This is a genomic window from Micromonospora sp. WMMD961 (assembly GCF_029626145.1).
GTDB lineage: Bacteria > Actinomycetota > Actinomycetes > Mycobacteriales > Micromonosporaceae > Micromonospora.
The window spans coordinates 6407661-6429817 of the sequence record NZ_JARUBJ010000002.1 but is presented as its reverse complement, the minus strand read 5'-3'; the positions used below and the strand labels follow the sequence as shown (position 1 = coordinate 6429817).

Annotated in this window: 20 protein-coding genes; 9 read left to right on the top strand and 11 right to left on the bottom strand. The window is 70.1% G+C overall.

Annotated elements, in window-relative coordinates:
* Positions 1-178: 178 nt before the first annotated feature.
* The gene (locus tag O7614_RS29340) at positions 179-886 is read right to left on the bottom strand and encodes a M23 family metallopeptidase (protein ID WP_278141627.1); all 708 of its coding nucleotides are present in this window, start codon (positions 884-886) and stop codon (positions 179-181) included.
* A 501-nt stretch (positions 887-1387) separates the two neighbouring features.
* Here O7614_RS29340 and O7614_RS29335 point away from each other — a divergent pair.
* The 3 genes from O7614_RS29335 to sucD all read left to right on the top strand — a co-directional run bounded on the left by O7614_RS29335 (position 1388) and on the right by sucD (position 4293).
* Entirely contained in the window at positions 1388-1792 is a 405-nt protein-coding gene (locus O7614_RS29335; protein ID WP_088987674.1) for a cobalamin B12-binding domain-containing protein, read from the top strand.
* 432 nt (positions 1793-2224) lie between these two features.
* Positions 2225-3403, top strand: a complete 1179-nt coding sequence (gene sucC / locus O7614_RS29330) for an ADP-forming succinate--CoA ligase subunit beta (RefSeq protein ID WP_278141626.1) — start codon at positions 2225-2227, stop codon at positions 3401-3403.
* A 2-nt stretch (positions 3404-3405) separates the two neighbouring features.
* On the top strand, positions 3406-4293 hold the full coding sequence (gene sucD, locus O7614_RS29325) for a succinate--CoA ligase subunit alpha (RefSeq protein ID WP_278141625.1): 888 nt from the start codon (positions 3406-3408) through the stop codon (positions 4291-4293).
* Positions 4294-4368: 75 nt separating this feature from the next.
* Here the strand turns inward: sucD and O7614_RS29320 are convergent, their stop codons facing one another.
* A complete protein-coding gene (locus tag O7614_RS29320) occupies positions 4369-4641 on the bottom strand; it encodes a DUF4190 domain-containing protein (protein ID WP_278141624.1) in 273 nt (90 codons plus the stop codon).
* 335 nt (positions 4642-4976) lie between these two features.
* Here O7614_RS29320 and O7614_RS29315 point away from each other — a divergent pair, with 335 nt between their 5' ends.
* Positions 4977-6266, top strand: a complete 1290-nt coding sequence (locus O7614_RS29315; protein ID WP_278141623.1) for a DUF6350 family protein — start codon at positions 4977-4979, stop codon at positions 6264-6266.
* A gap of 55 nt (positions 6267-6321) precedes the next feature.
* On the opposite strand, the gene O7614_RS29310 is transcribed toward O7614_RS29315, so the two are convergent.
* Positions 6322-6822, bottom strand: a complete 501-nt coding sequence (locus O7614_RS29310; RefSeq protein ID WP_278141622.1) for a hypothetical protein — start codon at positions 6820-6822, stop codon at positions 6322-6324.
* Positions 6823-7097: 275 nt separating this feature from the next.
* On the opposite strand from O7614_RS29310, the gene purN reads away from it, so the two are divergent.
* Both purN and purH read left to right on the top strand, forming a co-directional pair.
* The gene (gene purN, locus O7614_RS29305; protein WP_112583771.1) at positions 7098-7718 is read left to right on the top strand and encodes a phosphoribosylglycinamide formyltransferase; all 621 of its coding nucleotides are present in this window, start codon (positions 7098-7100) and stop codon (positions 7716-7718) included.
* The gene (gene purH, locus O7614_RS29300) at positions 7715-9286 is read left to right on the top strand and encodes a bifunctional phosphoribosylaminoimidazolecarboxamide formyltransferase/IMP cyclohydrolase (protein WP_278141621.1); all 1572 of its coding nucleotides are present in this window, start codon (positions 7715-7717) and stop codon (positions 9284-9286) included. The genes purN and purH overlap by 4 nt, the downstream gene beginning before the upstream one ends.
* 116 nt (positions 9287-9402) lie before the next feature.
* On the opposite strand, the gene O7614_RS29295 is transcribed toward purH, so the two are convergent.
* From O7614_RS29295 to O7614_RS29275, 5 genes are all read right to left on the bottom strand, one after another.
* Positions 9403-10434 carry a dipeptide ABC transporter ATP-binding protein gene (locus tag O7614_RS29295; RefSeq protein ID WP_278141620.1) on the bottom strand — a complete coding sequence of 344 codons (1032 nt, stop codon included), beginning with the start codon at positions 10432-10434 and terminating at the stop codon, positions 9403-9405.
* Positions 10415-11446 (bottom strand): ABC transporter ATP-binding protein, encoded by a 1032-nt coding sequence (locus tag O7614_RS29290; protein ID WP_278141619.1) that lies wholly within the window; start codon positions 11444-11446, stop codon positions 10415-10417. The genes O7614_RS29295 and O7614_RS29290 overlap by 20 nt, the downstream gene beginning before the upstream one ends.
* A 64-nt stretch (positions 11447-11510) precedes the next feature.
* Positions 11511-12467, bottom strand: coding sequence for an ABC transporter permease (locus O7614_RS29285; protein WP_278141618.1), 957 nt, complete (start codon positions 12465-12467; stop codon positions 11511-11513).
* A 72-nt stretch (positions 12468-12539) separates the two neighbouring features.
* On the bottom strand, positions 12540-13478 hold the full coding sequence (locus tag O7614_RS29280) for an ABC transporter permease (RefSeq protein ID WP_278141617.1): 939 nt from the start codon (positions 13476-13478) through the stop codon (positions 12540-12542).
* A 202-nt stretch (positions 13479-13680) separates the two neighbouring features.
* A complete protein-coding gene (locus O7614_RS29275) occupies positions 13681-15282 on the bottom strand; it encodes an ABC transporter substrate-binding protein (RefSeq protein ID WP_278141616.1) in 1602 nt (533 codons plus the stop codon).
* A 447-nt stretch (positions 15283-15729) separates the two neighbouring features.
* Here O7614_RS29275 and O7614_RS29270 point away from each other — a divergent pair, with 447 nt between their 5' ends.
* Entirely contained in the window at positions 15730-16590 is an 861-nt protein-coding gene (locus tag O7614_RS29270) for a bifunctional methylenetetrahydrofolate dehydrogenase/methenyltetrahydrofolate cyclohydrolase (RefSeq protein ID WP_278141615.1), read from the top strand.
* Positions 16591-16716: 126 nt separating this feature from the next.
* Complete coding sequence (locus O7614_RS29265) at positions 16717-17667, top strand: malate dehydrogenase (RefSeq protein WP_112583765.1); 951 nt, start codon at positions 16717-16719, stop codon at positions 17665-17667.
* Positions 17668-17807: 140 nt separating this feature from the next.
* On the opposite strand, the gene O7614_RS29260 is transcribed toward O7614_RS29265, so the two are convergent.
* On the bottom strand, positions 17808-18596 hold the full coding sequence (locus O7614_RS29260; protein ID WP_278141614.1) for an MBL fold metallo-hydrolase: 789 nt from the start codon (positions 18594-18596) through the stop codon (positions 17808-17810).
* 138 nt (positions 18597-18734) lie between these two features.
* Here O7614_RS29260 and O7614_RS29255 point away from each other — a divergent pair, with 138 nt between their 5' ends.
* Positions 18735-19952: an NADP-dependent isocitrate dehydrogenase gene (locus O7614_RS29255; RefSeq protein WP_088987690.1), complete on the top strand. Its 1218-nt coding sequence runs from the start codon at positions 18735-18737 to the stop codon at positions 19950-19952.
* 301 nt (positions 19953-20253) lie between these two features.
* Here O7614_RS29255 and galT read toward each other — a convergent pair whose 3' ends face one another.
* Together galT and O7614_RS29245 are read right to left on the bottom strand one after the other, a co-directional pair.
* Positions 20254-21330 (bottom strand): galactose-1-phosphate uridylyltransferase, encoded by a 1077-nt coding sequence (gene galT / locus O7614_RS29250; protein ID WP_278141613.1) that lies wholly within the window; start codon positions 21328-21330, stop codon positions 20254-20256.
* Positions 21327-22151 carry a DeoR/GlpR family DNA-binding transcription regulator gene (locus O7614_RS29245; protein ID WP_278141612.1) on the bottom strand — a complete coding sequence of 275 codons (825 nt, stop codon included), beginning with the start codon at positions 22149-22151 and terminating at the stop codon, positions 21327-21329. Before O7614_RS29245 ends, galT begins: the two co-directional genes overlap by 4 nt.
* Between the last annotated feature and the right edge of the window lie 6 nt (positions 22152-22157).

Here is a 22157-nt window from a genome sequence, read left to right as displayed (position 1 = left end):
AACATGATGACTGCCCACGTATGACCCGCTCTGGGGTGCTATATCCGGAAAAGTGATCATGAGCTGGAGTGTCGCCGGTCACAGTCGCGGTGGTGACTCGGCACACATCCACCGGACGTGGGCAACGAAAAACCGCCCAGATCGAAAGATCCGGGCGGTCATCGGTCGGTACGCAGCGTCAGGACGCGGCTACCTCGCTGTAAATTGCCTCGACTTGCAGCTTGATGTCCACTCCGCGCTCCTGGAGGTAGGGGACCGGGTCGACCGGCTCGCCCTTGACATGGATCTCCAGGTGCAGGTGGGTGCCGTAGGCGTGACCCGTCTGGCCCACCAGGCCGAGCTGGTCGCCGGCCTTGATCTGCTGGCCTTCCTTCACGCTCACCGCTGAGGAGTGGCCGTAGATGGCCTCACTGCCGTCGGCGTGCTGCACGATGACGGCGTTGCCATACCCGCCGAACCAGCCGGCCTTGGTGACCAGCCCGTCGTGGATCGCCACGTAGGGAGTGCCCTCGGGCGCGACCAGGTCCACACCGGTGTGCAGCTTGCCCCAGCGCATCCCGTAGGGGGAGTTGAAGTCGTAGCCCTGCAGTGGCAGCAGCCAGACCTCGGGCTCGGCGCTGTCCTCGCTGCGGCTGTCGCGGGAGGCGCGGTCGGCGTTGTCCGCGCGGGCCGCGGCGTCCTGGCTGGTGACCGACGCCTGCTTGAGCTCGTCGAGCACCGTCGGGCTGACGTCCTTGGCGTCCGGCAGGGCGCTCGCGCCGAGGGCGACGATGCCGGCCCCCACGAACGCGGTGGTGACGACAGCGGCGTAACGGCTGCGCGGCGGGGTGGGCACACGGCGACGACCGCGATATCGATCGGGTTCAGACGACAGGCGCTGGCGCACGCACACCCTCCGTTGTCGGGGTTCCGAGGCGGCCGGTGGGCGTTCGTGGAGCTCCAGTGAACGTCCGCTGACCGCGTCGTCACCCGTCCATGGACCTGATGACAACCGTGGACACGTTAGCCAACCACCAGGCGAGTCACAAGCTAGAGCGCCAAATTGGCGTGTCGTTCTGTCCGTTTGCGTCCATTATTGTCACGCATCGCGACGCCAAACGGTGCCCTCGATGCTGCCCGTTCGTCGCCGAGCGTGACCGATCCGGCGGACTCGTCCGACTTGACTGCCGCAGTGCCGGGCCGCCGCTGCCGCAGTGCCGGACCGCCGCTGCCGCAGTGCCGGACCGCCACGGCGATCCTCTCCGGGCTGTGGGCCTGCGCGGGGAGTGGCTGCGCGGGCGGTGACCGGCAACCGAGCCGGCTTTCCGGCCCGGATTTCCCGGGCCGGGTCCGTCGGGTTACCGTTCGTTCAGGTGAAGGCGGTCAAGCCGGTGAAAGGTGTGCGCTGATGAGCTCTCGTATCCGGGTCGTCGTCGCCAAGCCCGGTCTGGACGGCCATGACCGGGGCGCGAAGGTCGTCGCGCGTGCCCTACGGGATGCCGGGATGGAGGTCGTCTACACCGGCCTGCACCAGACCCCCGAGCAGATCGTGGAGACCGCGATCCAGGAGGACGCCGACGCGGTCGGCCTGTCCGTCCTCTCCGGCGCGCACATGACGCTCTTCCGGCGGGTGCTGGAACTGCTCGGTGAGCGGGACGCCCGCGACATCGTCGTGTTCGGCGGCGGCATCATTCCGAACGGCGACATTCCCGAGTTGGAGAAGCTGGGCGTCGCAAAGATCTTCACTCCGGGCGCCACCACTCAGGCGATTGTCGAGTGGGTCCGAGAGAACGTCGCACAGCCGGTTTCCTGAGGCGTACCGATCCGCTGCGACGACCGGATCTGGGCACGGGGGAGGGGCCGGACGCACCCCTCACACGTCCGGCCCCTCTATGCACGATGCCCCGCCGCCACCCCTCGACCGACAGGGCATCGGCCGTCTCCCGTCATCGCGCTGTTCAGCGCTCCGACACCTGACTCAACGACGCCCCCACGGCGGGGTTACGCAAGCCGGACAACATCGCCCGGACGGTGGATGACGCCGGCGTCGTGAGCCGAAAGCAGCCCCGCCGGATGTCCGGTTGTGCATTACCGCACACCGCACACCCGCTCGGTTGCCGGCGGTGCCGACCTCGCTAGGCTGCGGCCAATGGCCTGTTTCGAGTGATGACAGGCGTCAAACTGTTTTCTGAACGCTGGTGGCGGCGCGACGGCGCGCCGCGGAGACGGGACGGGACGCGCAAACGTGGACCTGTACGAGTACCAGGGGCGGGACCTGTTCGAGCGGCACGGCTTGCCCGTGCTGGCCGGCGGCGTCGCCACTACCCCGGAAGAGGCCCGTGCGATCGCCGAACGCCTCGGCGGTCGCGTGGTCGTCAAGGCGCAGGTGAAGGTCGGCGGCCGAGGTAAGGCCGGCGGCGTCAAGCTGGCCGAGGGCGCCGAGGAGACGGTGGCCCGCGCCACCGACATCCTCGGCATGGACATCAAGGGTCACACCGTCCACAAGGTCATGATCACGGTGACCGCGGACGTGGCCGAGGAGTACTACTTCTCGTACCTGCTCGACCGGGCGAACCGCACCTTCCTCTGCATCGCCAGCGTCGCCGGCGGCATGGACATCGAGCAGGTCGCCGCCGATACCCCCGACAAGGTCGTCAAGGCCCCGATCGACGCCGTGAAGGGCGTGGACGAGGCCAAGGCCCGCGAGATCGTGACCGCCGCCGGCTTCCTGGCCGAGGTCGCCGACCAGGTGGTCGAGATCGCCGTCGGCCTGTGGCAGGCGTTCGTCGCCGAGGACGCCACCCTGGTCGAGGTCAACCCGCTGGCCAAGAACGGCGACGGCCGGATGCTGCTGCTCGACGCCAAGATCAGTCTGGACGAGAACGCGGCGTTCCGGCACCCGGACCACGAGGCGCTTGTCGACCAGGCCGCGGTGGACCCGCTGGAGCAGGCCGCCAAAGCGAAGGACCTCAACTACGTCAAGCTCGACGGCGAGGTCGGCATCATCGGCAACGGCGCGGGTCTGGTCATGTCGACCCTCGACGTGGTCGCGTACGCCGGCGAGCGGCACGGCAACGTCAAGCCGGCCAACTTCCTCGACATCGGCGGCGGCGCGAGCGCCGCGGTGATGGCGAACGGTTTGGAGATCGTGCTCTCCGACCCGGCCGTGAAGAGTGTCTTCGTCAACGTCTTCGGCGGCATCACCGCCTGCGACGAGGTGGCGAACGGCATCATCCAGGCGCTGGCCCTGCTGGAGCAGCGCGGCGAGCAGGTCAGCAAGCCGCTCGTCGTCCGTCTGGACGGCAACAACGCGGAGGCTGGCCGGGCGATCCTGGACAGCGCGAACAACCCGCTCGTGCAGCGGGTGGACACCATGGACGGCGCGGCCGAGCGGGCCGCCGAGCTGGCAGCTGCGGGGGTCTGATCATGGCTATCTGGCTGACCAAGGACTCGAAGGTCATCGTCCAGGGGATGACCGGTTCCGAGGGTTCCAAGCACACCCGGCGGATGCTCGCCGCCGGCACCAACGTGGTGGGCGGCGTCAACCCGCGCAAGGCGGGTCAGAAGGTCGACTTCGACGGCACCGAGCTGCCGGTCTTCGCTTCCGTCGCGGACGCGATGGCCGAGACCGGGGCTGACGTCACCGTCATCTTCGTGCCGCCGCAGTTCACCAAGGCCGCGGTGGTCGAGGCGATCGACGCCGCGATCCCGCTGGCTGTGGTGATCACCGAGGGCGTGCCGGTGCACGACACCGCGGCGTTCTGGGCGTACAACGTGTCGCAGGGCGAGCGGACCCGGATCATCGGGCCGAACTGCCCGGGCATCGCCTCGCCGGGCGCGTCCAACGCCGGCATCATCCCGGCCGACATCACCGGCTCCGGCCGGATCGGCCTGGTCAGCAAGAGCGGCACGCTGACCTACCAGATGATGTACGAGCTGCGCGACATCGGCTTCTCCACCTGCGTCGGCATCGGCGGTGACCCGATCATCGGGACCACCCACATCGACGCCCTCGCGGCGTTCGAGGCCGACCCGGAGACCGACGCCATCGTGATGATCGGTGAGATCGGTGGCGACGCCGAGGAGCGGGCCGCCGAGTTCATCAAGGCGAACGTCACCAAGCCGGTGGTCGGCTACATCGCCGGCTTCACCGCGCCGCCCGGCAAGACCATGGGTCACGCCGGGGCGATCATCTCCGGTTCGGCCGGCACCGCCGAGGCGAAGCAGGCGGCGCTGGAGGCGGTCGGCGTCAAGGTCGGCAAGACGCCGACCGAGACCGCGAAGCTGATGCGGGAGATCATGTCCGGCAGCTGAGCCGGAAGGGCAACATCGAAGGGGGGTCGACCGGAACCGGTCGGCCCCCTTCGGCGCGCGTGCGCTCTGCGCTGCTCAGTCGTTGTTCCAGAACGGGTAGTTGCCGGTGAGTCGCAGGATCGAGCCACCGATGATGTTGATCACGCCGAACACGATGGCGAGGTAGCCGAGCACCGACGACTGCCCGTAGCGCCGGGCGTCGCGGATGGACAGATAGCCGAAGACGATCCCGAGGATGCCGCAGCAGATCAGACCCAACACGATGCCGAGCACGCCCCAGAGGGTCGTCCGGTCCCGTCCCCGGGCCGGTGGCGGCGGGGGTGGGGGCGGCGGGTATGCGGTCGTCACGGCTTCCTCCGGGCGGTCGTGGGCGGCGTACCGACCCGGGCCGCGACCGGCGCCCGACCCGGGTGGCGGCGACTCGCGCCCCCTCTGGGCCGAGGCTAGACCGCGCCGGGTGACCTGGGCGCCGCTTCGGTGAACTCGCCGCCCCAGGTGCTGCAACGACAGTAAGCGCGCGGAACACCCACCCGCGTGCCCGACGCACACACGCCCGTCGCCGCCCGCGGGGCCTTCCCGGATCACCGCCCGGACGCCGCCTCGACCTGACCGCCCTTATGAAACGCGCCCCGGGAGGGGTTAACGGACTGCCACCGCCCGCGCGACGTGCCAGAGTAGAGCGGATGTCCCCCGTCACCCCTGACCGTCCCAGCCGTCCCGGCGGTGTGCGCGCCGGCGACCGGCCGCTCGACCGTGCCACGCCGGCCCGCCGGGTGCCCGCGCCCCGCCCCGGCGGGTCGCCACGCGGACGCGCACCGCTGCCCGTCGCCGCCGGGGTGGCGGCGGGAGGGGCCGCCCTCACCTCCTACCTCCCGGTCGCCGTCGTGCTCGGTCTGGTCCAGCTCGGCACCGACTCGACCACCCTGGCCAGCACCCTGCGTACGGCGCTGGCCGGTTGGCTGCTCGGCCACGGGGTGCCGCTGCACACCGACGCCGGTCCGCTCGGGCTCGCCCCGCTGGCGTTGACAGTGCTCGTCCTCTGGCGGCTCAGCCGGGCCGGTGTGCACGTCAGCCGCGCGATCGGCGCGCGGGACACCCGCTCACCGCGCCGCGCGCTGCTCGCCGCGGGCGCGGTCGGCATCGCGTACGCGCTGTTCGGTGCGCTCGCGGCGGTGCTGGTCGGCGCCGGTGGGGCGGAGGTGTCCCCGATCCGGGCGGGTGCCACGTTCGCGGTGGTCGGCACACTCGCCGCGCTGGTCGGCGCCACCCGGATCACCGCGGTGACCCGGGTGCTCGCCGCCCGGATGCCCGGCCCGGTCCGGGACGGCGTTCGCACCGGCCTGGTGGCGGGGCTGCTGTTGCTCGGCGCGGGTGCCGGTGCGGCGGGCCTGGCGGTGGCCACCGGAGGCGGCGACGCGGCGGACATGATCGGGGCGTACCGGACGGGGGTCGCCGGTCAGGCCGGGATCACCCTGGTCAGTGTCGCGTACGCGCCGAACGCGGCGATCTGGTCCGCCAGCTATCTGCTCGGGCCAGGCTTCGCGGTCGGCACCGACACCGCGGTTCGTACCAGCGAGGTGTCGGTCGGCGCGTTGCCGGCGGTGCCTCTGCTCGCCGGCCTGCCGCGCGGCCCGGTGGACGGCTTCGGCGCCTTGTTGCTCGCGGTGCCGGTGCTGGCCGGGATGGTCGCGGGTTGGCTGCTCGCCCGCCGGGTGGCCCGACTGGCCGGGCCGGAGCGCGCCCCGCAACGCTGGGCGGAGGTGTTGGCGCCGGCGGCGCTGGCCGGCCCGGTGGCCGGTGTGCTGCTCGGTCTGGTCGCCGCGGTTTCCGGTGGGCCGTTGGGCGCCGGTCGGCTGGCGCAGGTCGGGCCGGTGGGCTGGCAGGTCGGTGCGGTGGCGGCTGTCGTCATCGCGGTCGGCGCACTGCTCGGCGCCGCCGGCACCCGAGCGCTCACCCGCTCACCCGCCCAGTAGACGAGCCTGGGGCGCCCCGGACGGAGTCCGGAACGCCCCGTAGCTGCGGGATCCGTCAGGGGTTGGTCGGCAGGCCGACGTTCAGCGCGACGCTCAGGATGACCGAGATGATGCCGAGCGCGACGCCGACCGCACCACAGATCAGCCCGGCCTTGGCCTGACCGGCGTTGCTCGCCTGCCCCTGTGCCGCCTTCTGCCGGCCCAGGTAGCCGGTCACCGCGCCTCCGATGCCGACCGGGATGCCCAGGAGGGGACAGCAGGCCAGCGGGATCGACGCGATACCGAGGATCATCGCCACCAGGCCGAGGGTGTTGTTCTGCCCCTGACCCTGCGGGTAGCCGGCGTTCGGGTACGCCGGACCGCCGCCGTACTGCGGCTGCTGCTGGCCGTACGGGTCCTGGTACGGCTGCGGCTGACCGTACGGCTGACCGGAGGTCGGCTGCTGACCGTACGGGGCGGCCGGCGGCTGGCCGTACGGGTTCTGCGGCGGCTGGGGCGCGGTGGGGTCGTTGGGCTGCTGGCCGTACGGGTCCTGGCCGGGGTTACCGGGTTGCATTCACAAGCTCCTTGAACTGGTTCCGTCAGTTACTGCTGTTGTTTCCACCCATGATCGCTGTCAGTCCTCGGAATGCACAGCGCAGGATCACGACGACATCGTCATGGTGCCGGTGATCGACGGTTGCCGTTGACCGGATCGGTACGGGTCGCGGACCGGCGCGGCGTTCGGCCCGAGCGAGCGGCAGCGTACCGGGTCGATGCACGTCGACGCTGTCAGAGATCGGCGCGCCGCCCAGCCGAAGGGCGTGCTGACCTGCCCGATAGGGTGGCCCGGTGACCGAGCCCGCGCCTGTCGCCCGCATCGTCGTCCTCATCTCCGGCTCCGGGAGCAACCTCCAGTCGCTGCTGGATGCCGCCGCCGACCCCGCGTACGGCGCGCAGGTCGTGGCGGTCGGCGCGGACCGCGACGGCATCGCGGGCCTGGACCGGGCCGAGGCGGCCGGGGTGCCGACCTTCGTCGAGCGGGTCCGGGACCACGACACCCGGGAGGACTGGGACCGGGCGCTCACCGCGCACGTCGCGAAGCACCAACCCGACCTGGTCATCTCCGCCGGTTTCCTCAAGCTGGTCGGGCCGCACTTCCTCGCCGCCTTCGGCGACCGCTACCTGAACACCCACAACACCCTGCTGCCGGCGTTTCCCGGCATCCACGGCCCGCGTGACGCGCTCGCCTACGGCGTGAAGCTCACCGGTGCCACCCTCTTCTTCGTCGACGCCGGCATGGACACCGGGCCGATCGTCGCGCAGGTCGCGGTGCCGGTGCTCGACGACGACGACGTGGACACGCTCACCGAGCGCATCAAGGAAGCCGAGCGGCGCCAGCTCGTCGAGCAGGTCGGCCGTCTGGTCCGCGAAGGTTGGACCATCACCGGAAGGAAGGTCACGGTTCCGTGAGTCCCACTCAGGACGGGCGCCGCCCGATCAGGCGGGCGCTGGTCAGCGTCTACGACAAGACCGGGCTGGCCGACCTGGCCCAGGCCCTGCACGCCGCCGGTGTGGAGATCGTGTCCACCGGCAGCACGGCGGGCACCATCGCCGCCGCCGGCGTGCCGGTGACGGCGGTGGAGACGGTGACCGGGTTCCCCGAGGTGCTCGACGGCCGGGTGAAGACCCTGCACCCGAAGGTGCACGCCGGCCTCCTGGCCGACCTGCGTAAGGACACGCACGTCGCGCAGCTCGACGAGTTGGGGGTGGCGGCGTTCGACCTGCTGGTCTCCAACCTCTACCCGTTCCAGGCGACCGTCGCCTCCGGCGCCGGAGTCGAGGAGTGCGTGGAGCAGATCGACATCGGTGGCCCGGCCATGGTGCGCGCCGCCGCCAAGAACCACGCCTCGGTCGCCGTGCTCACCGACCCGGCCGCTTACCCGGCGCTGCTCGGCGCGCTCGCCGAGGGAGGCTTCACCCTGGCCCAGCGCCGCGCGCTGGCCGCCCGGGCGTTCGCCGACATCGCCGAGTACGACGTCGCGGTGGCCCAGTGGTGCGCCCAGGAGCTGGCGCCCGCCGACGACGGGTGGCCGCAGTTCGCGGGGCTGGCGCTGCGCAAGTCGACAGCGCTGCGTTACGGCGAGAACCCGCACCAGCCGGCGGGGCTCTACACCGACCCGGACGCCCCGGCGGGGCTGGCCCAGGCCGAGCAGTTGCACGGCAAGGAGATGTCGTACAACAACTACGTCGACGCCGACGCCGCCTGGCGGGCCGCGAACGACTTCGCCGACCAGCCGGCCGTGGCGATCATCAAGCACGCCAACCCGTGCGGCATCGCGGTGGGCGTGGACGTGGCCGAGGCGCACCGCAGGGCGCACGCCTGCGACCCGGTGTCGGCGTTCGGCGGCGTCATCGCGGTCAACCGGCCGGTCTCGGTCGAACTGGCCCGGCAGGTCGCCGACATCTTCACCGAGGTGGTGGTCGCCCCCGGGTTCGACGAGGGCGCGGTCGAGGTGTTGCAGGCCAAGAAGAACATCCGGCTGCTGCGCGCGCCGGTTTGGACCCCGGCGACTGTCGAGTGGCGGCAGGTGACCGGTGGCGTGCTGTCCCAGGTCGCCGACCGGGTGAACGCCTCCGGCGACGACCCGGCCAACTGGCGGTTGGCCACCGGCGAGGCCGCCGACGAGGAGTTGCTGCGCGATCTCGCGTTCGCCTGGCGGGCGGTCCGCGCGGTGAAGAGCAACGCGATCCTGCTGGCCAAGGACGGCGCCACCGTCGGCGTCGGCATGGGTCAGGTCAACCGGGTGGACTCCGCGCAGCTCGCGGTGAACCGCGCCGGCCCCGACCGGGCCCGCGGTTCGGTGGCGGCCTCGGACGCGTTCTTCCCGTTCGCCGACGGCCCGCAGATCCTCATCGACGCCGGCGTCCGCGCCATCGTCCAGCCGGGCGGCTCGATCCGCGACGAAGAAGTCATCGAAGCGGCCAAGAAGGCCAACGTGACGATGTACCTAACCGGAACCCGCCACTTCTTCCACTAACCCCCCGCCCCCGCCCCCCGCCCCGGTCGATCATGGAGTTGTGGTGCCCCGCAAAAGGGGTATCGGTCGATAAATCGGCCACCACAACTCCATGATCGACGTGTGAGGCGGACGGGTCAGGGTGTGGGGTGGAGTTCGGCGAAGTGGCAGGCGGACGGGTGCGGGTCGGCCGCCCTCGGGACCGCTTGCGGATCTTCCTTGGCGCAGATGTCCTGGGCCTTCCAGCAGCGGGTGCGGAAGTGGCACCCGCTCGGCGGGTCGGCCGGGCTGGGCACGTCGCCGACCAGCCGGATCATGGTGCGCTGGTCGCGGGCCTCCGGGTCGGGCACCGGCACGGCGGAGAGCAGAGCCTGGGTGTACGGGTGGGTGGCCCGCTCGTAGATCTCGTCCTCGGTGCCGATCTCCACGATCCGACCGAGGTACATCACCGCGACCCGGTCGGCGATGTGCCGCACCACGGACAAGTCGTGGGCGATGAAGATGTACGACAGTCCCAGCTCGTCCTGCAACTGCTTGAGCAGGTTGATCACCTGGGCCTGGATGGAGACGTCGAGCGCCGACACCGGCTCGTCGCAGACGATCACGTCGGGCCGGAGCGCGAGCGCCCGGGCGATGCCAATGCGCTGACGCTGGCCGCCGGAGAACTGGTGCGGGTACCTGTTGATGTGCTCCGGGTTGAGCCCGACCAGGTCCAACAGTTCCTGGACACGCCGCTGCTTGCTGCCCTTGGGCGCGGCATCCGGGTGGATCTCGAACGGCTCGCCGATGATGTCGCCGACGGTCATCCGCGGGTTGAGCGAGGTGTACGGGTCCTGCATCACCATCTGCATGTTGCGGCGCACCCGGCGCAGTTCACCACCGGAGGCCTTGAACAGGTCCCGGCCCTCCAGGGTCGCGCTTCCCGAGGTGGGCGTCTCCAGCCGCATCAGCAGCCGGGCGAGGGTGGACTTGCCGCAGCCGGACTCGCCGACGACACCGAGCGTCTCTCCCCGACGCAGCTCGAAGCTCACCCCGTCGACGGCCTTGACCGCGCCGACCTGCCGCTGGAACAGCACGCCCTGGGTGATCGGGAAGTGCTTCACCAGGTTGTCGACGGAGAGGATGGCCTCGCCGCGGACCTTGGTGGGGTTAGCGGGCGACGCTGTCATCACGGACCTCCTGCGCGAAGTGGCAAGCGCTGGTCCGGCCGTCGCCGAGGACCAGGTCGTGCGGTACGACGTCCACGCAGACCTGCTGGACGTACGGGCACCGGGGGTGGAACGGGCAGCCGGACGGGATGCGCATCAGGTTCGGCGGCAACCCCTTGATCGTCGACAGCTCCTCGCCACGGACGTCCAGGCGCGGGATCGACTCCAACAACCCCTTGGTGTACGGGTGGGCGGGCGCCTTGTAGAGCGAGCGGACGTCCGCGTGCTCGACGATCCGACCGGCGTACATGACGGCGATCCGGTCCGCGACACCGGCGACCACTCCCAGGTCGTGGGTGATCAGGATCATCGCCATGTTGAGTTCGCGGCGCAGGTCGGCGAGCAGGTCCATGATCTGGGCCTGGACGGTCACGTCGAGGGCCGTGGTGGGCTCGTCGGCGATCAACACCTTCGGGTCCAGCGCCAGCGCCATGGCGATCATGACGCGCTGCCGCATGCCGCCGGAGAACTGGTGCGGGTAGTCGCCGATGCGCTTGGCGGCGCCCGGGATCTTGACCAGGTCCATCAACTCGATGGCGCGCCGCCGGGCGTCGGCCCGGGACATGCCCCCGCGTTGACGCAACGTCTCACCGATCTGCCAGCCGACCGGGAACACCGGGTTCAGGGCGGAGAGTGCGTCCTGGAAGATCATCGCGATCTCCTTGCCGCGTACCTGTCGACGCTGCTCCTCGGAGCTGGTGAGCAGGTCCTGACCCCGGTAGAGGATCTGGCCGGAGCGGACGAACGCGGGCGGGGTGTCCAGGATGCCCATGATCGCCTGGGCGGTGACCGACTTGCCCGAGCCCGACTCGCCGAGCACGGCAAGTGTCTCGCCGGCGTCCAGGTGGTACGACACGCCGTTGATCACGCGGGCCACACCCTCGTTGGTGCGGAACTCGACGTGCAGGTCCCGCAACTCGAGCAGGTGGCCGCCCTCGGGCGTGGCGGAGGCGGGTGTGGGTTGAACGGTCATGACGGTGCCTGCCTTTCGCTCGCGACTGCGGGGCCTGCCGCGCTCACTCCTCGCGCTCGCATGCTCACCGCAGCTTCGGGTCGAAGGCGTCACGGATCGCGTCGCCGAGCATGATGAACGCCAGCACGGTCAGCGCGAGGAACGCCGACGGGACGATCAACGGCGTGGCCGCCTCCCGCATGTGGATCCGGCCGGTGTCGATGTCCTGCCCCCACGAGATGGTCGGCGCCTTCAGGCCGATGCCCAGGAAGGAGAGCGTCGCCTCGGCCGCGATGAACGAGCCGAGCGCGATGGTCAGCACGACGATGACCGGGGCCAGCGAGTTCGGCAGGATGTGCCGCCACATGATCCGGCTGTTGCCGGCGCCGAGCATCCGCGCCGCGGCGACGTAGTCCTGCTCCTTGGCGGTGATCACCGAGGAGCGGACCACCCGGGCGGCGGTGGTCCAGCCGAGGAGGGCCAGCACGAAGACGACCGCACCGATCCGCGCCCACTGGCTGTCGCTGGACACCCGCTTGAGCAGCACGATCGCGGCCAGCAGCAGCGGAATGCCGAGCACCACGTCGATCACCCGGGAGAGCACCGCGTCGACCCACCGGCCGAAGTAACCGGCCAGCATGCCGATCACCAGGGCGATGATCCCGGTGCCGAGCGCCGCGAGCGCGCCGACCAGCAGCGAGGCCCGGGTGCCGTAGACCGCCCGGGAGTAGGTGTCGCACCCCTGGAAGTCGTACCCGAAGATGGCCCCGCCGGACGGCCCGGCGTGCTGCCGGGACAGCAGGCAGTCGTTCGGGTTGTTGGCGGTGAACACCCCGGGGAGCAGCGCCATCAGGGTGAAGATGACCACCAGCGTCAGCGAGATCCAGAAGATCGGGTTGCGGCGCAGGTCGCGCCAGGCGTCTCCGGCCAGGCTGCGGGGCTTGTTCGGCGTACCGACCTGGTTTGGTGTTCCCGGCTCGCCCGAGGGGCCACGCCGCGCGGCCTGGTTCTCGCTGGAGGCCACGGTTTCGAAGTCGCTCATGCCCGCACCTCGCTGCGCTCGGCGCCGGCATGAGGGGCCAGGCACGCTGCGCTGATGATTCGTTCGCTGCGCTCACTCATAGCGGATCCTCGGGTCGAGTACGGCGTACAGGACGTCCACCACCAGGTTCGAGACCAGGTAGACCACGACGAGCACACTGACGATGCCCACCACCAGGGGGCCGTCCTCGGTGCGGATGCCGCGGAACAGGTTGAAGCCCACGCCGGGGATGTTGAAGACGCCCTCGGTGATGATCGCGCCGCTCATCAGGTTGCCCAGCTCCACACCGAGGAAGGTGATGACCGGGATGAGGGAGTTGCGCAGTACGTGGACGATGACGATGCGGCGCTTGACCAGGCCCTTCGACCGGGCGGTCCGGACGTAGTCCGCACGCAGGTTCTCCGCCACCGAGGCGCGGGTGAGCCGCAGCGCGGTGGCCAGCGACAGCGAGCCGAGCACGATGCCTGGCAGCAGGAGCGCGTAGAACGACGGGTCGGAGCCGGCCGTGGGCGGGAAGAGCTGCCACTTGACGCCTAGGAAGAACTGCGCCAGCGGCGCCAGCACGATGGTCGGGATGCCCAGCACCAACAGGGTCAGCACCAGCGTCGAGTTGTCGAAGATGCCGGCCCGGCGAATGCCGGCGATCACTCCGGCACTGACCCCGAAGATGATCGCCACGGCGAGCGCGATGAGCGCGAGCCGTACGGTGACCGGCCAGGCCTGCTGGAGAATGTCGCCGATGTTCCGACCGGTGAGTGACTCGCCCAGGTTGCCCTGGAGCAGGTTCTTCACGTAGTCGAAGTAGCGGTAGAAGAAGCCACCGACGCCGGTGGCGTCCAGGTGGTACTTCTCGGTCAGGTAGGCCCGTTGGGCTGGCGTCACCGGCCGCTCACCGGCGAGCGCCTGGATCGGGTCACCCTGCCCGGCGAATGTCAGCGCGTAGACGATCAGGGTGGTCCCGAAGAACGCCAGGACCATCTGCAGTAGGCGCCGCAAGATGTAGCGGAACATGCTTAGCAGTCTCTCCGGAAATGTGCGAAAGGGTCGCAGGACGGCATCTCTGGTCGTACCCGAAATATCGGAGACGTGCCGTCCGGCCCGGGGATGCCGGCGCCACCGGGTCGGGCCGGGCCCGCTGTTGCGGCCCGGCCCCCGGTGGTGCGGTCCGGGCCACCCGGGCATCGTCGCCCGGGTGGCCCGCACCATGGTCAGCTCAGCTGGCCGCTTCGATCTTGACGAGGTTGACCCGCTGGAACAGGTCCATCTCCACGTTCTTGACCTTGGACGAGTGGCCGAACACGTTCTCGCCGAAGCGGAGCGGGATCACCGGCATGTCCTTGGCCAGGATGTCCTCCGCCTGCTGGTACTTGGCGATCGCCTCGTCCTGCGTCTTGGCGGCGGAACCCTCCTTGACCAGCCTGTCGAACTCCGGGCTGCTGTAGCCGTAGTAGTTCGACGAGCCGTTCGTGCTGTACAGCGGGCCGAGGTAGTCCTCCATGGTCGGGTAGTCCATGACCCAACCCATCCGGAAGGCACCCACCGGCTGCTTCTTCTCGACCTTGGTGAGCAGGTCGGCGAACTTCGGCTCGGCCGAACCGACGGCGTCGACACCCAGGTTGGCCTTGAGCTGGTTGACCGTGGCGTCGACCCAGTCCTTGTGACCGCCGTCGCCGTTGTAGGAGATGACGATCTTCGACGGGCCACCGGCGGCCTGGTAGAGCTTCTTGGCCTCGGTCGGGTTGAACTCGGCGGCCGTGCCCGCGGTGTTCTCCCGGTAGCCCGGCAGGACCGGCGAGACGAAGGAGCGCGCCGGCGTCTGCGAGCCCTTGAAGACCGACTTGGTGATCTCGTCACGGTCGATCGCCATCGAGATGGCCTTACGGACGTCCGGGTTGCTGTAGTCCTTGTCGAACGTCGGGAACGCCAGGAACTGGAACGACGACATCGGGCTGGTCTGGTACCGGTCGCCCAGGTCGCTCGGCGCGGTGCTCAGGCTCTCGGTCGGGATCGTGGGCAGCACGTCCAGGTTGTCCGCCAGGACGTCCGCGTAGGCCGCGGTGAGCTGCTGGTAGATCCGGAACTCGACGTTCTTCACCTTGGGCTTCTCACCCGGGTACGCGTCGTAGCGCTCGACATCGATCTTGCTGTCGTGCTGCCAGGTGCCCTTCATCTTGAAGGGGCCCTGCCCGATCGGCGCCTGCTCGTAGGAGTCCTTGAGCACGCCCGGAGCCGAGAACGCGGCGTCCGGCATCGGGTAGAAGGCGGTGTAGCCGAGCATCGTCCGGAAGTCGATGTACGGGTCGGCCAGCGTCACGCTGAAGGTGAGGTCGTCGACCTTCTTCAGGCCGGACATCTCCTTGGCCTTCGGCTCCTTGCCCTGCAGGTCCGTGTAGCCAGCGATCTTCTCGAAGAAGTAGTTGCTGTCCTGACCGTTGGGGGCGTACGCGCCGTAGTTCCAGGCGTTGATGTAGTCCTCGGACGTGACCTTCTCGCCGTTGTGGAAGGTGTAGCCGTCCTTGAGCTTGATCGTCCAGACCTTGTTGTCGGACGAGGTGATCGACTGCGCGGCGACCTCGTACGGCTTGTTCTGGGCGTCGTAGTCGACGAGCGGGCTGAACAGGCCGGTGAGCACCTGTGCGCCGGACGTCTCGGTGGTGTTGGTGGGAACCAGGTGCTTCGGCTCGCCGATCTGGATGCTGACCGCCGAACCGTCGCTGCCACCGGATCCACCGTCTCCGCCGCTGCCGCAGGCCGCGAGGCCCAGCGTCACCGCGAGCGGGAGGGCGGTCCAGGCGGCGAGTCTACGAACTCGCATTGAGCCTCCTCATCTCCTCACGCTGCGCAGTCAGGCCCGACGCTGGGTTTACGCTGCGCAACAAGCGGTAACGGTAGGTCGGCGGCGAGGCTTCGACAACGCCGCGGTTGCGGGTGGGTAACGGCTGGGGTCGAGCCCCTTGTCGACCTGGTGTCGGCCTGCTAGCCCAAATCATGCGAAACGTCGTCTGCCTGCGAATATGCTGTTGTCTTCGGGGTCTGATGCGACGGTCTGGATCAAACTGGCACTCGTCGTGTCGTCCGTCCGGTCCCTGTCGGCGGCCATCGGTCTGCCTGTTTCGATGGTGACCGAATGAACAATTGTTCACTCAGAGTGACTAGCAACACGTCACTGATGGTCACGGGTGGCGGTGTTGATCGAGTCGACGACGGGTCGCCCGATCGAGGTCGTCGGAACCGCGGGCGGCGGTCGTGAGACGATCTGGTCGTGACGGCGACGCTTCTGGACGGCAAGGCAACCGCAGCTGAGATCAAGGACGAGCTGCGAATCCGGGTGAAGGCACTCGCGGAACGCGGCATCACCCCCGGGCTGGGCACGGTCCTGGTCGGGACGGACCCGGGCAGTCAGGCGTACGTCAACGGCAAGCACCGCGACTGCGCCGAGGTGGGCATCGCCTCGATCCGCCGGGAGTTGCCGGCCGACGCCACCCAGCAGCAGGTCGACGACGTGGTGGCCGAACTGAACGCCGACCCGGCGTGCCACGGCTACATCGTCCAGCTGCCGCTGCCCGCCCACCTCGACACCCAGCGCGTGCTGGAGCTGATCGACCCGGACAAGGACGCCGACGGCCTGCACCCGGTCAACCTGGGCCGGCTCGTCCTCGGCTACGACGGCCCGCTGCCCTGCACCCCGCGCGGCATCGTCGAACTGCTCCGCCGTCACGACGTGGCGCTGCGCGGTGCCACCGTCGCTGTCGTCGGCCGGGGTAACACCGTCGGCCGACCGCTCGGCCTGCTGCTCACCCGGCGTTCCGAAAACGCCACGGTCACCCTGTGCCACACCGGCACCCTCGACCTCGCCTCGCACACCCGTGCCGCCGACATCGTCATCGTCGCGGCCGGCGTACCGGGCCTGCTCACCGCCGACATGATCAACCCGGGCGCGGTCGTGGTGGACGTCGGCATCACGCGGGTGATCGGGGCGGACGGCAAGGGCCGTTACACCGGCGACGTGGACCCGGAGGTGGCCGAGACGGCCGGCGCGCTGGTCCCCATGCCCGGCGGAGTCGGGCCGATGACCCGGGCCATGCTGCTCACCAACGTGGTGGAGCGCGCGGAGCGCGGCTGAACCGTGCGCCGGAGACACCGGTGACGTTCGCCCCATCCCGGGGATGCCCGCCGCCCCTGGCCTGATCGGTGCCAGGATGACTGATACGGTCCGGAAAACCGACTGGTATCAGGGAGTGGGACGACCATGGGTAAGAAGGTCACTGTCGTCGGGGCTGGCTTCTACGGCTCTACCACCGCACAGCGCCTGGCCGAGTACGACGTCTTCGACACCGTAGTGATCACCGACATCGTGGAGGGCAAGCCCGCGGGCCTCGCGCTCGACCTCAACCAGTCCCGGGCCATCGAGGGCTTCGAGACCAAGGTGGTCGGCGTTACCACCGGCCCCAACGGTGAGGGCTACGAGAGCATCGAGGGCTCCGACGTCGTCGTGATCACCGCTGGCTTGCCGCGCAAGCCCGGCATGAGCCGGATGGACCTGCTGGAGACCAACGCCAAGATCGTTCGTCAGGTCGCCGAGAACGTCGCCAAGTACGCCCCGAACGCCGTCGTCATCGTCGTCTCCAACCCGCTGGACGAGATGACCGCGCTGGCGCAGCTCGCCACCCAGTTCCCGAAGAACCGGGTACTCGGCCAGGCCGGCATGCTCGACACCGCCCGGTTCAGCAACTTCGTCGCCGAGGCGCTGAACGTGCCGGTGGCGTCGGTACGCACGCTGACCCTGGGCTCGCACGGCGACACCATGGTCCCGGTGCCGTCGAAGAGCACCGTCAACGGCAAGCCGCTGCGCGACGCGATGCCGGCCGAACAGATCGAGGAGCTGGTCGTCAAGACCCGCAACGGTGGCGCCGAGGTGGTCGCGCTGCTCAAGACCGGTTCGGCCTACTACGCCCCGTCGGCCGCCGCCGCCCGGATGGCGAAGGCCGTCGCGGAGGACTCCGGCGAGGTCATGCCGGTCTGCGCCTGGGTCGACGGCGAGTACGGCATCTCCGGCGTCTACCTGGGTGTCGAGGCCGAGATCGGCGCCGAGGGCGTCAAGCGGGTCGTCGAGACCGACCTGGACGCCGACGAGCGCGCCAGCCTCCTGGAGGCGGCCGAGGCCGTCCGCGCGAAGCAGGGCGACATCTCCAGCATGTGATCGAACCAGCAGTACGCGAGGGGCGCGCCGGCAAGCCGGCGCGCCCCTCGCGTAGGCCCCGTTGATCATGAAGTTATTGCCCTCCAGCTCGGCGTGTCGGGGCAATAACTTCATGATCAACGGGGGTCAGGGGGTGGGGGTCAGGGGTGGGGGGTGAAGGGGGTGCCTAGGTGGGGGGTGGCCAGGATGGTGGGGGAGTGGGCTCGGAGGGTGGTCAGGCGGGAGGCGCGGGCCTCGTCCGGGTCTTCCTCGTGGGCGTACGCCAGGTCGGGGTCGACGAGTTGCACGGCGTGCACCAGCAGGTCGCCGGTGAGCAGCATCCGTTCGTCGGCTGAGGTCACGAGCACCGACTGGTGGCCGGGAGTGGGGAGCAGGCGTGCCGCCGGGGTGAGGGTCGTCTCGCCGTCGACCACCCGGAGTTGGCCGGCGGCGCGCAACGGCGCGATCAGGCCGGCCGGCAGCCCCGGGTCGAGTGTCTGCGCCGCGTCCACCTCGGCGCGCTGGACCAGGTAGCTCGCGTTCGGGAAGTACGGCAGGCCGGGCGTGCCGATGACGGCCCAGCCGATGTGGTCGCTGTGCAGGCGGGTCAGCACCACCGTCTCGACTCCGGCCGGGTCGATGCCGGTGGCGGCCAGCTCGGCGGGCATCCGGCCGGGCACCGGCGCCCAGCTCGCGGCCGGCGCGTCGGCCGGGCCGATTCCCGCGTCGACCAGGGTGACCGGTCCGTCGCCGGCGCGGATCGCGAAGCTGCGGAACGGCAGCCACCACCGTCCGTCGGCCGTGACCGAGGCGGGGTCACGCCTGTCGGCCTCCTCCCAGTGCGCTGCCGCGGCCTGCGGGAACGCCTCCCCGCGCGGCTGGAAGAAGGCACCCTCTGCGTCGGTGAGCGCGGTGACCGTGATAGACCCGAGGGTGCGGTTCAGCGGCATCGGGCGATGATTCCGGGGCATTCCTGTTCCGCGCAGCCCGGTTTCCGCCGGCCGGTCGAGGCCGGCTGGGGGCCGCCGGCCCAATTGCAGTACGCTCGTACTGCTTGAGCACGTGTCCCCCGAGAGGAGCGCCGGCCGATGGCGAAGATCAAGGTAAACAACCCGGTCGTGGAGCTCGACGGCGACGAGATGACCCGGATCATCTGGAAGCAGATCCGGGAGCAGCTGATCCTGCCCTACCTCGACGTCGACCTGCACTACTACGACCTGTCGATCCAGTACCGCGACGAGACCGACGACCAGGTCACGATCGACGCCGCCAACGCCATCAAGGAGCACGGCGTCGGCGTCAAGTGCGCGACCATCACCCCGGACGAGGCCCGGGTCGAGGAGTTCGGCCTGAAGAAGATGTGGCGGTCGCCGAACGGCACCATCCGCAACATCCTCGGCGGCGTCGTCTTCCGCGAGCCGATCATCATGTCCAACGTGCCGCGGCTGGTGCCCGGCTGGACCAAGCCGATCATCATCGGCCGGCACGCCCACGGTGACCAGTACAAGGCCACCGACTTCGTCGTCCCCGGCCCGGGCACGGTGACCATCACCTACACCCCGGCCGACGGCGGCACGCCGATGGAGATGGAGGTCGCCAACTTCCCCGGCGGCGGCATCGCCATGGGCATGTACAACTACGACGAGTCGATCCGGGACTTCGCCCGCGCCTCGTTCCGGTACGGCCTGGACCGCAACTACCCGGTCTACATGTCGACCAAGAACACGATCCTGAAGGCGTACGACGGCCGGTTCAAGGACATCTTCGCCGAGGTGTTCGAGGCCGAGTTCAAGGCCGAGTTCGACGCCGCCGGCCTCACCTACGAGCACCGGCTCATCGACGACATGGTCGCCGCCGCGCTCAAGTGGGAGGGCGGCTACGTCTGGGCCTGCAAGAACTACGACGGTGACGTGCAGTCCGACACCGTCGCGCAGGGCTTCGGCTCGCTGGGTCTGATGACCTCGGTTCTGCTCTCCCCGGACGGTCGGACCGTCGAGGCCGAGGCCGCGCACGGCACTGTCACCCGGCACTACCGGCAGTACCAGAAGGGCGAGAAGACCTCGACCAACCCGATCGCGTCGATCTACGCCTGGACCCGTGGCCTGGCCCACCGGGGCAAGCTGGACGGCACCCCGGCGGTCACCGAGTTCGCCAACACCCTCGAGCAGGTCATCGTCGACACCGTCGAGGGCGGCCAGATGACCAAGGACCTCGCGCTGCTCATCTCGCGCGACGCCCCGTGGCTGACCACCGACGAGTTCATGAACGCGCTCGACGAGAACCTCGCCCGTAAGCTCGCTGCCTGATCCAGGCGTACCGCGTCATCGGAGCCCGCCGGCCACTCGCCGGCGGGCTTCGGCGTGTCTGGCGGTGCCGCGCCGACCGGCGTCACCGCCGTCGGCGCGCCTCGTTGACCAGGATGGACGAGATGCCAGTCGCGTCCAGGAAGGTTGACCACGGTCGACCCGCGGCACCCGTGCGCCGATCAGCCAGCCTTCCCGGCTGTGCCGTGCACAGCCAGCCGTCCCTTCCCTGCGGGGGGCCCTGTCCCGGGCCCCCCGCGCCCTGTTTCCCGCCGCTCACCGCAAGGTGGGGAGACAGGGGCGCTCAGGTGGCGCGGAGCAACTCGGCGGCGCGCTCCGGGGAGATGTCGTTGATGAAGACGCCCATCCCGGACTCGGAGCCCGCCAGGTACTTCAGCTTGTCCTTGGCGCGCCGGATGCTGAACAGCTGCAGGTGCAGGTGGCCGAACTCCCGGTCGATCCGCACCGGCGCCTGGTGCCACGCCGAGATGTACGGCATCGGCATGTCGAACAGGCCGTCGAAGCGGCGCAGCAGATCCAGGTAGAGCGGCCCGAAGGCGTCCCGCTCGCTGTCGCTGAGCGCCGGGATGTCCGGCACCACCCGGCGCGGCGCGACGTGCACCTCGAACGGCCAGCGGGCAGCCGCCGGGACGAACGCCGTCCAGTGTTCGTTCTCGGCGACCACCCGCTCACCGGCGGCGCGTTCGGCGGCCAGCACGTCCGCGTACAGGTTGCCCCCGGCGGTCCGCTCGGCGTGCCGGCGGGCGGCGGCCAGCAGCGCGCGGGTGCGCGGCGTCACGAAGGGGTACGCGTAGATCTGCCCGTGCGGGTGGTGCAGGGTGACGCCGATTTCGACGCCCCGGTTCTCGAAGCAGAAGACCTGCTCGACGCCGGGCAGCTCGCCGAGCACCTCGGTGCGGTCGGCGAGCGCGTCCAGCACGGTGCGGACCCGACGCGGGGGCAGGCTGGCGAAGGACGCGTTGTGGTCGGAGGTGAAGCACACCACCTCGCACCGCCCGAGGCCCGGCCGGACGGACGTGAACGGGGTGATGGCCCCGGGTTCGTCGGCCACCCGGCCGCTGAGCGACGGGAACCGGTTCTCGAAGACCACCACGTCGTAGTCGGGGGCGGGAATCTCGGTCAGCCGGTCGCCCACCGACGGGTCGAGCGGGCACTCGTTCGCCGGCGGCAGGAAGATGCGGGTCTGCCGGTGCACGGCGACGGCAACCCACTCGTCGGTCAGTGGGTCGTAGCGCAGCTGGGACGCGGGAGGCGGCGGTGGCAGGTCGCGGCGGTCCGGCTGGTCGCGGACGGCGTCGTCGCGCTCGTCGAAGTAGATCAGCTCCCGGCCGTCGGCCAGGTCGATCGCGGTGCGCTTCACTGCGCCGTCCCCTCACTCGTCGGCGTGCGCGTCGCGCGGCCCGCCCCTGTTGCCTTCACCATGATCAATTCGCCCACCTGTTCGCCGAGTACCCGTCGGGCGGGTGGGGGCAACCGGTCGTCGCTGACCAGTACGTGTGCCGCAGCCAGCTCGACGATCGAGGAGATGCCCACGGTGCCCCACTTGGTGTGGTCGGCGAGCACCACCAGCCGGTCCGCGGCGGCCACGAGCGCCCGGTCGGTCTCCGCCTCCATCAGGTTCGGGGTGGTGAAGCCGGCACGTTCGGTGATGCCGTGCACGCCCAGGAAGAGCAGGTCCAGGTGCAGCGACCGGACCGCCCCGACCGCGAGGGGGCCGACCAACGCGTCCGACGGCGTGCGTACGCCTCCGGTGAGCACCACTGTCTGGTCCGGTCGACCGCCGGCGTGCAGGATCTCGGCCACCGGCAGGGAGTTGGTCACCACGGTCAGGCCGGGCACGTCCACCAGCCTGCGGGCCAGCTCGGCGGTGGTGGTGCCGGCGGAGAGGGCGACCGCGGCGCCGGGGTGCACCAGGTGGGCGGCGTGGTCCGCGATGGCGGCCTTCTCCGGCAACTGACGGACCGACTTGGCGTGGAAGCCCGGCTCGTCGGTCGAGCTCGGTCCGGCTGTCGTGGCGCCGCCGTGCACCTTGGCCAGTAGGCCGCGCTCGTGCAGTGCCTCCAGGTCGCGCCGGATGGTCATGTCGGAGACGCCGAACTCGGTGGCCAGCTCGCTGACCCGGACGCCGCCGGTCGACCGGACCCGCTCCAGGATGGCCGCCTGCCGCTGCTGAGCGAGCATTGCCGT

Bases quoted from the DNA above. Each gene is read 5' to 3' on its own strand.
- O7614_RS29275 (WP_278141616.1), bottom strand. From the start codon at position 15,282: ATGCGAGTTCGTAGACTCGCCGCCTGGACCGCCCTCCCGCTCGCGGTG.
- O7614_RS29290 (WP_278141619.1), bottom strand. From the start codon at position 11,446: ATGACCGTTCAACCCACACCCGCCTCCGCCACGCCCGAGGGCGGCCAC.
- sucD (WP_278141625.1), top strand. From the start codon at position 3,406: ATGGCTATCTGGCTGACCAAGGACTCGAAGGTCATCGTCCAGGGGATG.
- O7614_RS29295 (WP_278141620.1), bottom strand. From the start codon at position 10,434: ATGACAGCGTCGCCCGCTAACCCCACCAAGGTCCGCGGCGAGGCCATC.
- O7614_RS29335 (WP_088987674.1), top strand. From the start codon at position 1,388: ATGAGCTCTCGTATCCGGGTCGTCGTCGCCAAGCCCGGTCTGGACGGC.
- O7614_RS29310 (WP_278141622.1), bottom strand. From the start codon at position 6,822: ATGCAACCCGGTAACCCCGGCCAGGACCCGTACGGCCAGCAGCCCAAC.
- O7614_RS29280 (WP_278141617.1), bottom strand. From the start codon at position 13,478: ATGTTCCGCTACATCTTGCGGCGCCTACTGCAGATGGTCCTGGCGTTC.
- O7614_RS29265 (WP_112583765.1), top strand. From the start codon at position 16,717: ATGGGTAAGAAGGTCACTGTCGTCGGGGCTGGCTTCTACGGCTCTACC.
- O7614_RS29285 (WP_278141618.1), bottom strand. From the start codon at position 12,467: ATGAGCGACTTCGAAACCGTGGCCTCCAGCGAGAACCAGGCCGCGCGG.
- O7614_RS29245 (WP_278141612.1), bottom strand. From the start codon at position 22,151: ATGCTCGCTCAGCAGCGGCAGGCGGCCATCCTGGAGCGGGTCCGGTCG.
- O7614_RS29255 (WP_088987690.1), top strand. From the start codon at position 18,735: ATGGCGAAGATCAAGGTAAACAACCCGGTCGTGGAGCTCGACGGCGAC.
- O7614_RS29315 (WP_278141623.1), top strand. From the start codon at position 4,977: ATGTCCCCCGTCACCCCTGACCGTCCCAGCCGTCCCGGCGGTGTGCGC.
- O7614_RS29260 (WP_278141614.1), bottom strand. From the start codon at position 18,596: ATGCCGCTGAACCGCACCCTCGGGTCTATCACGGTCACCGCGCTCACC.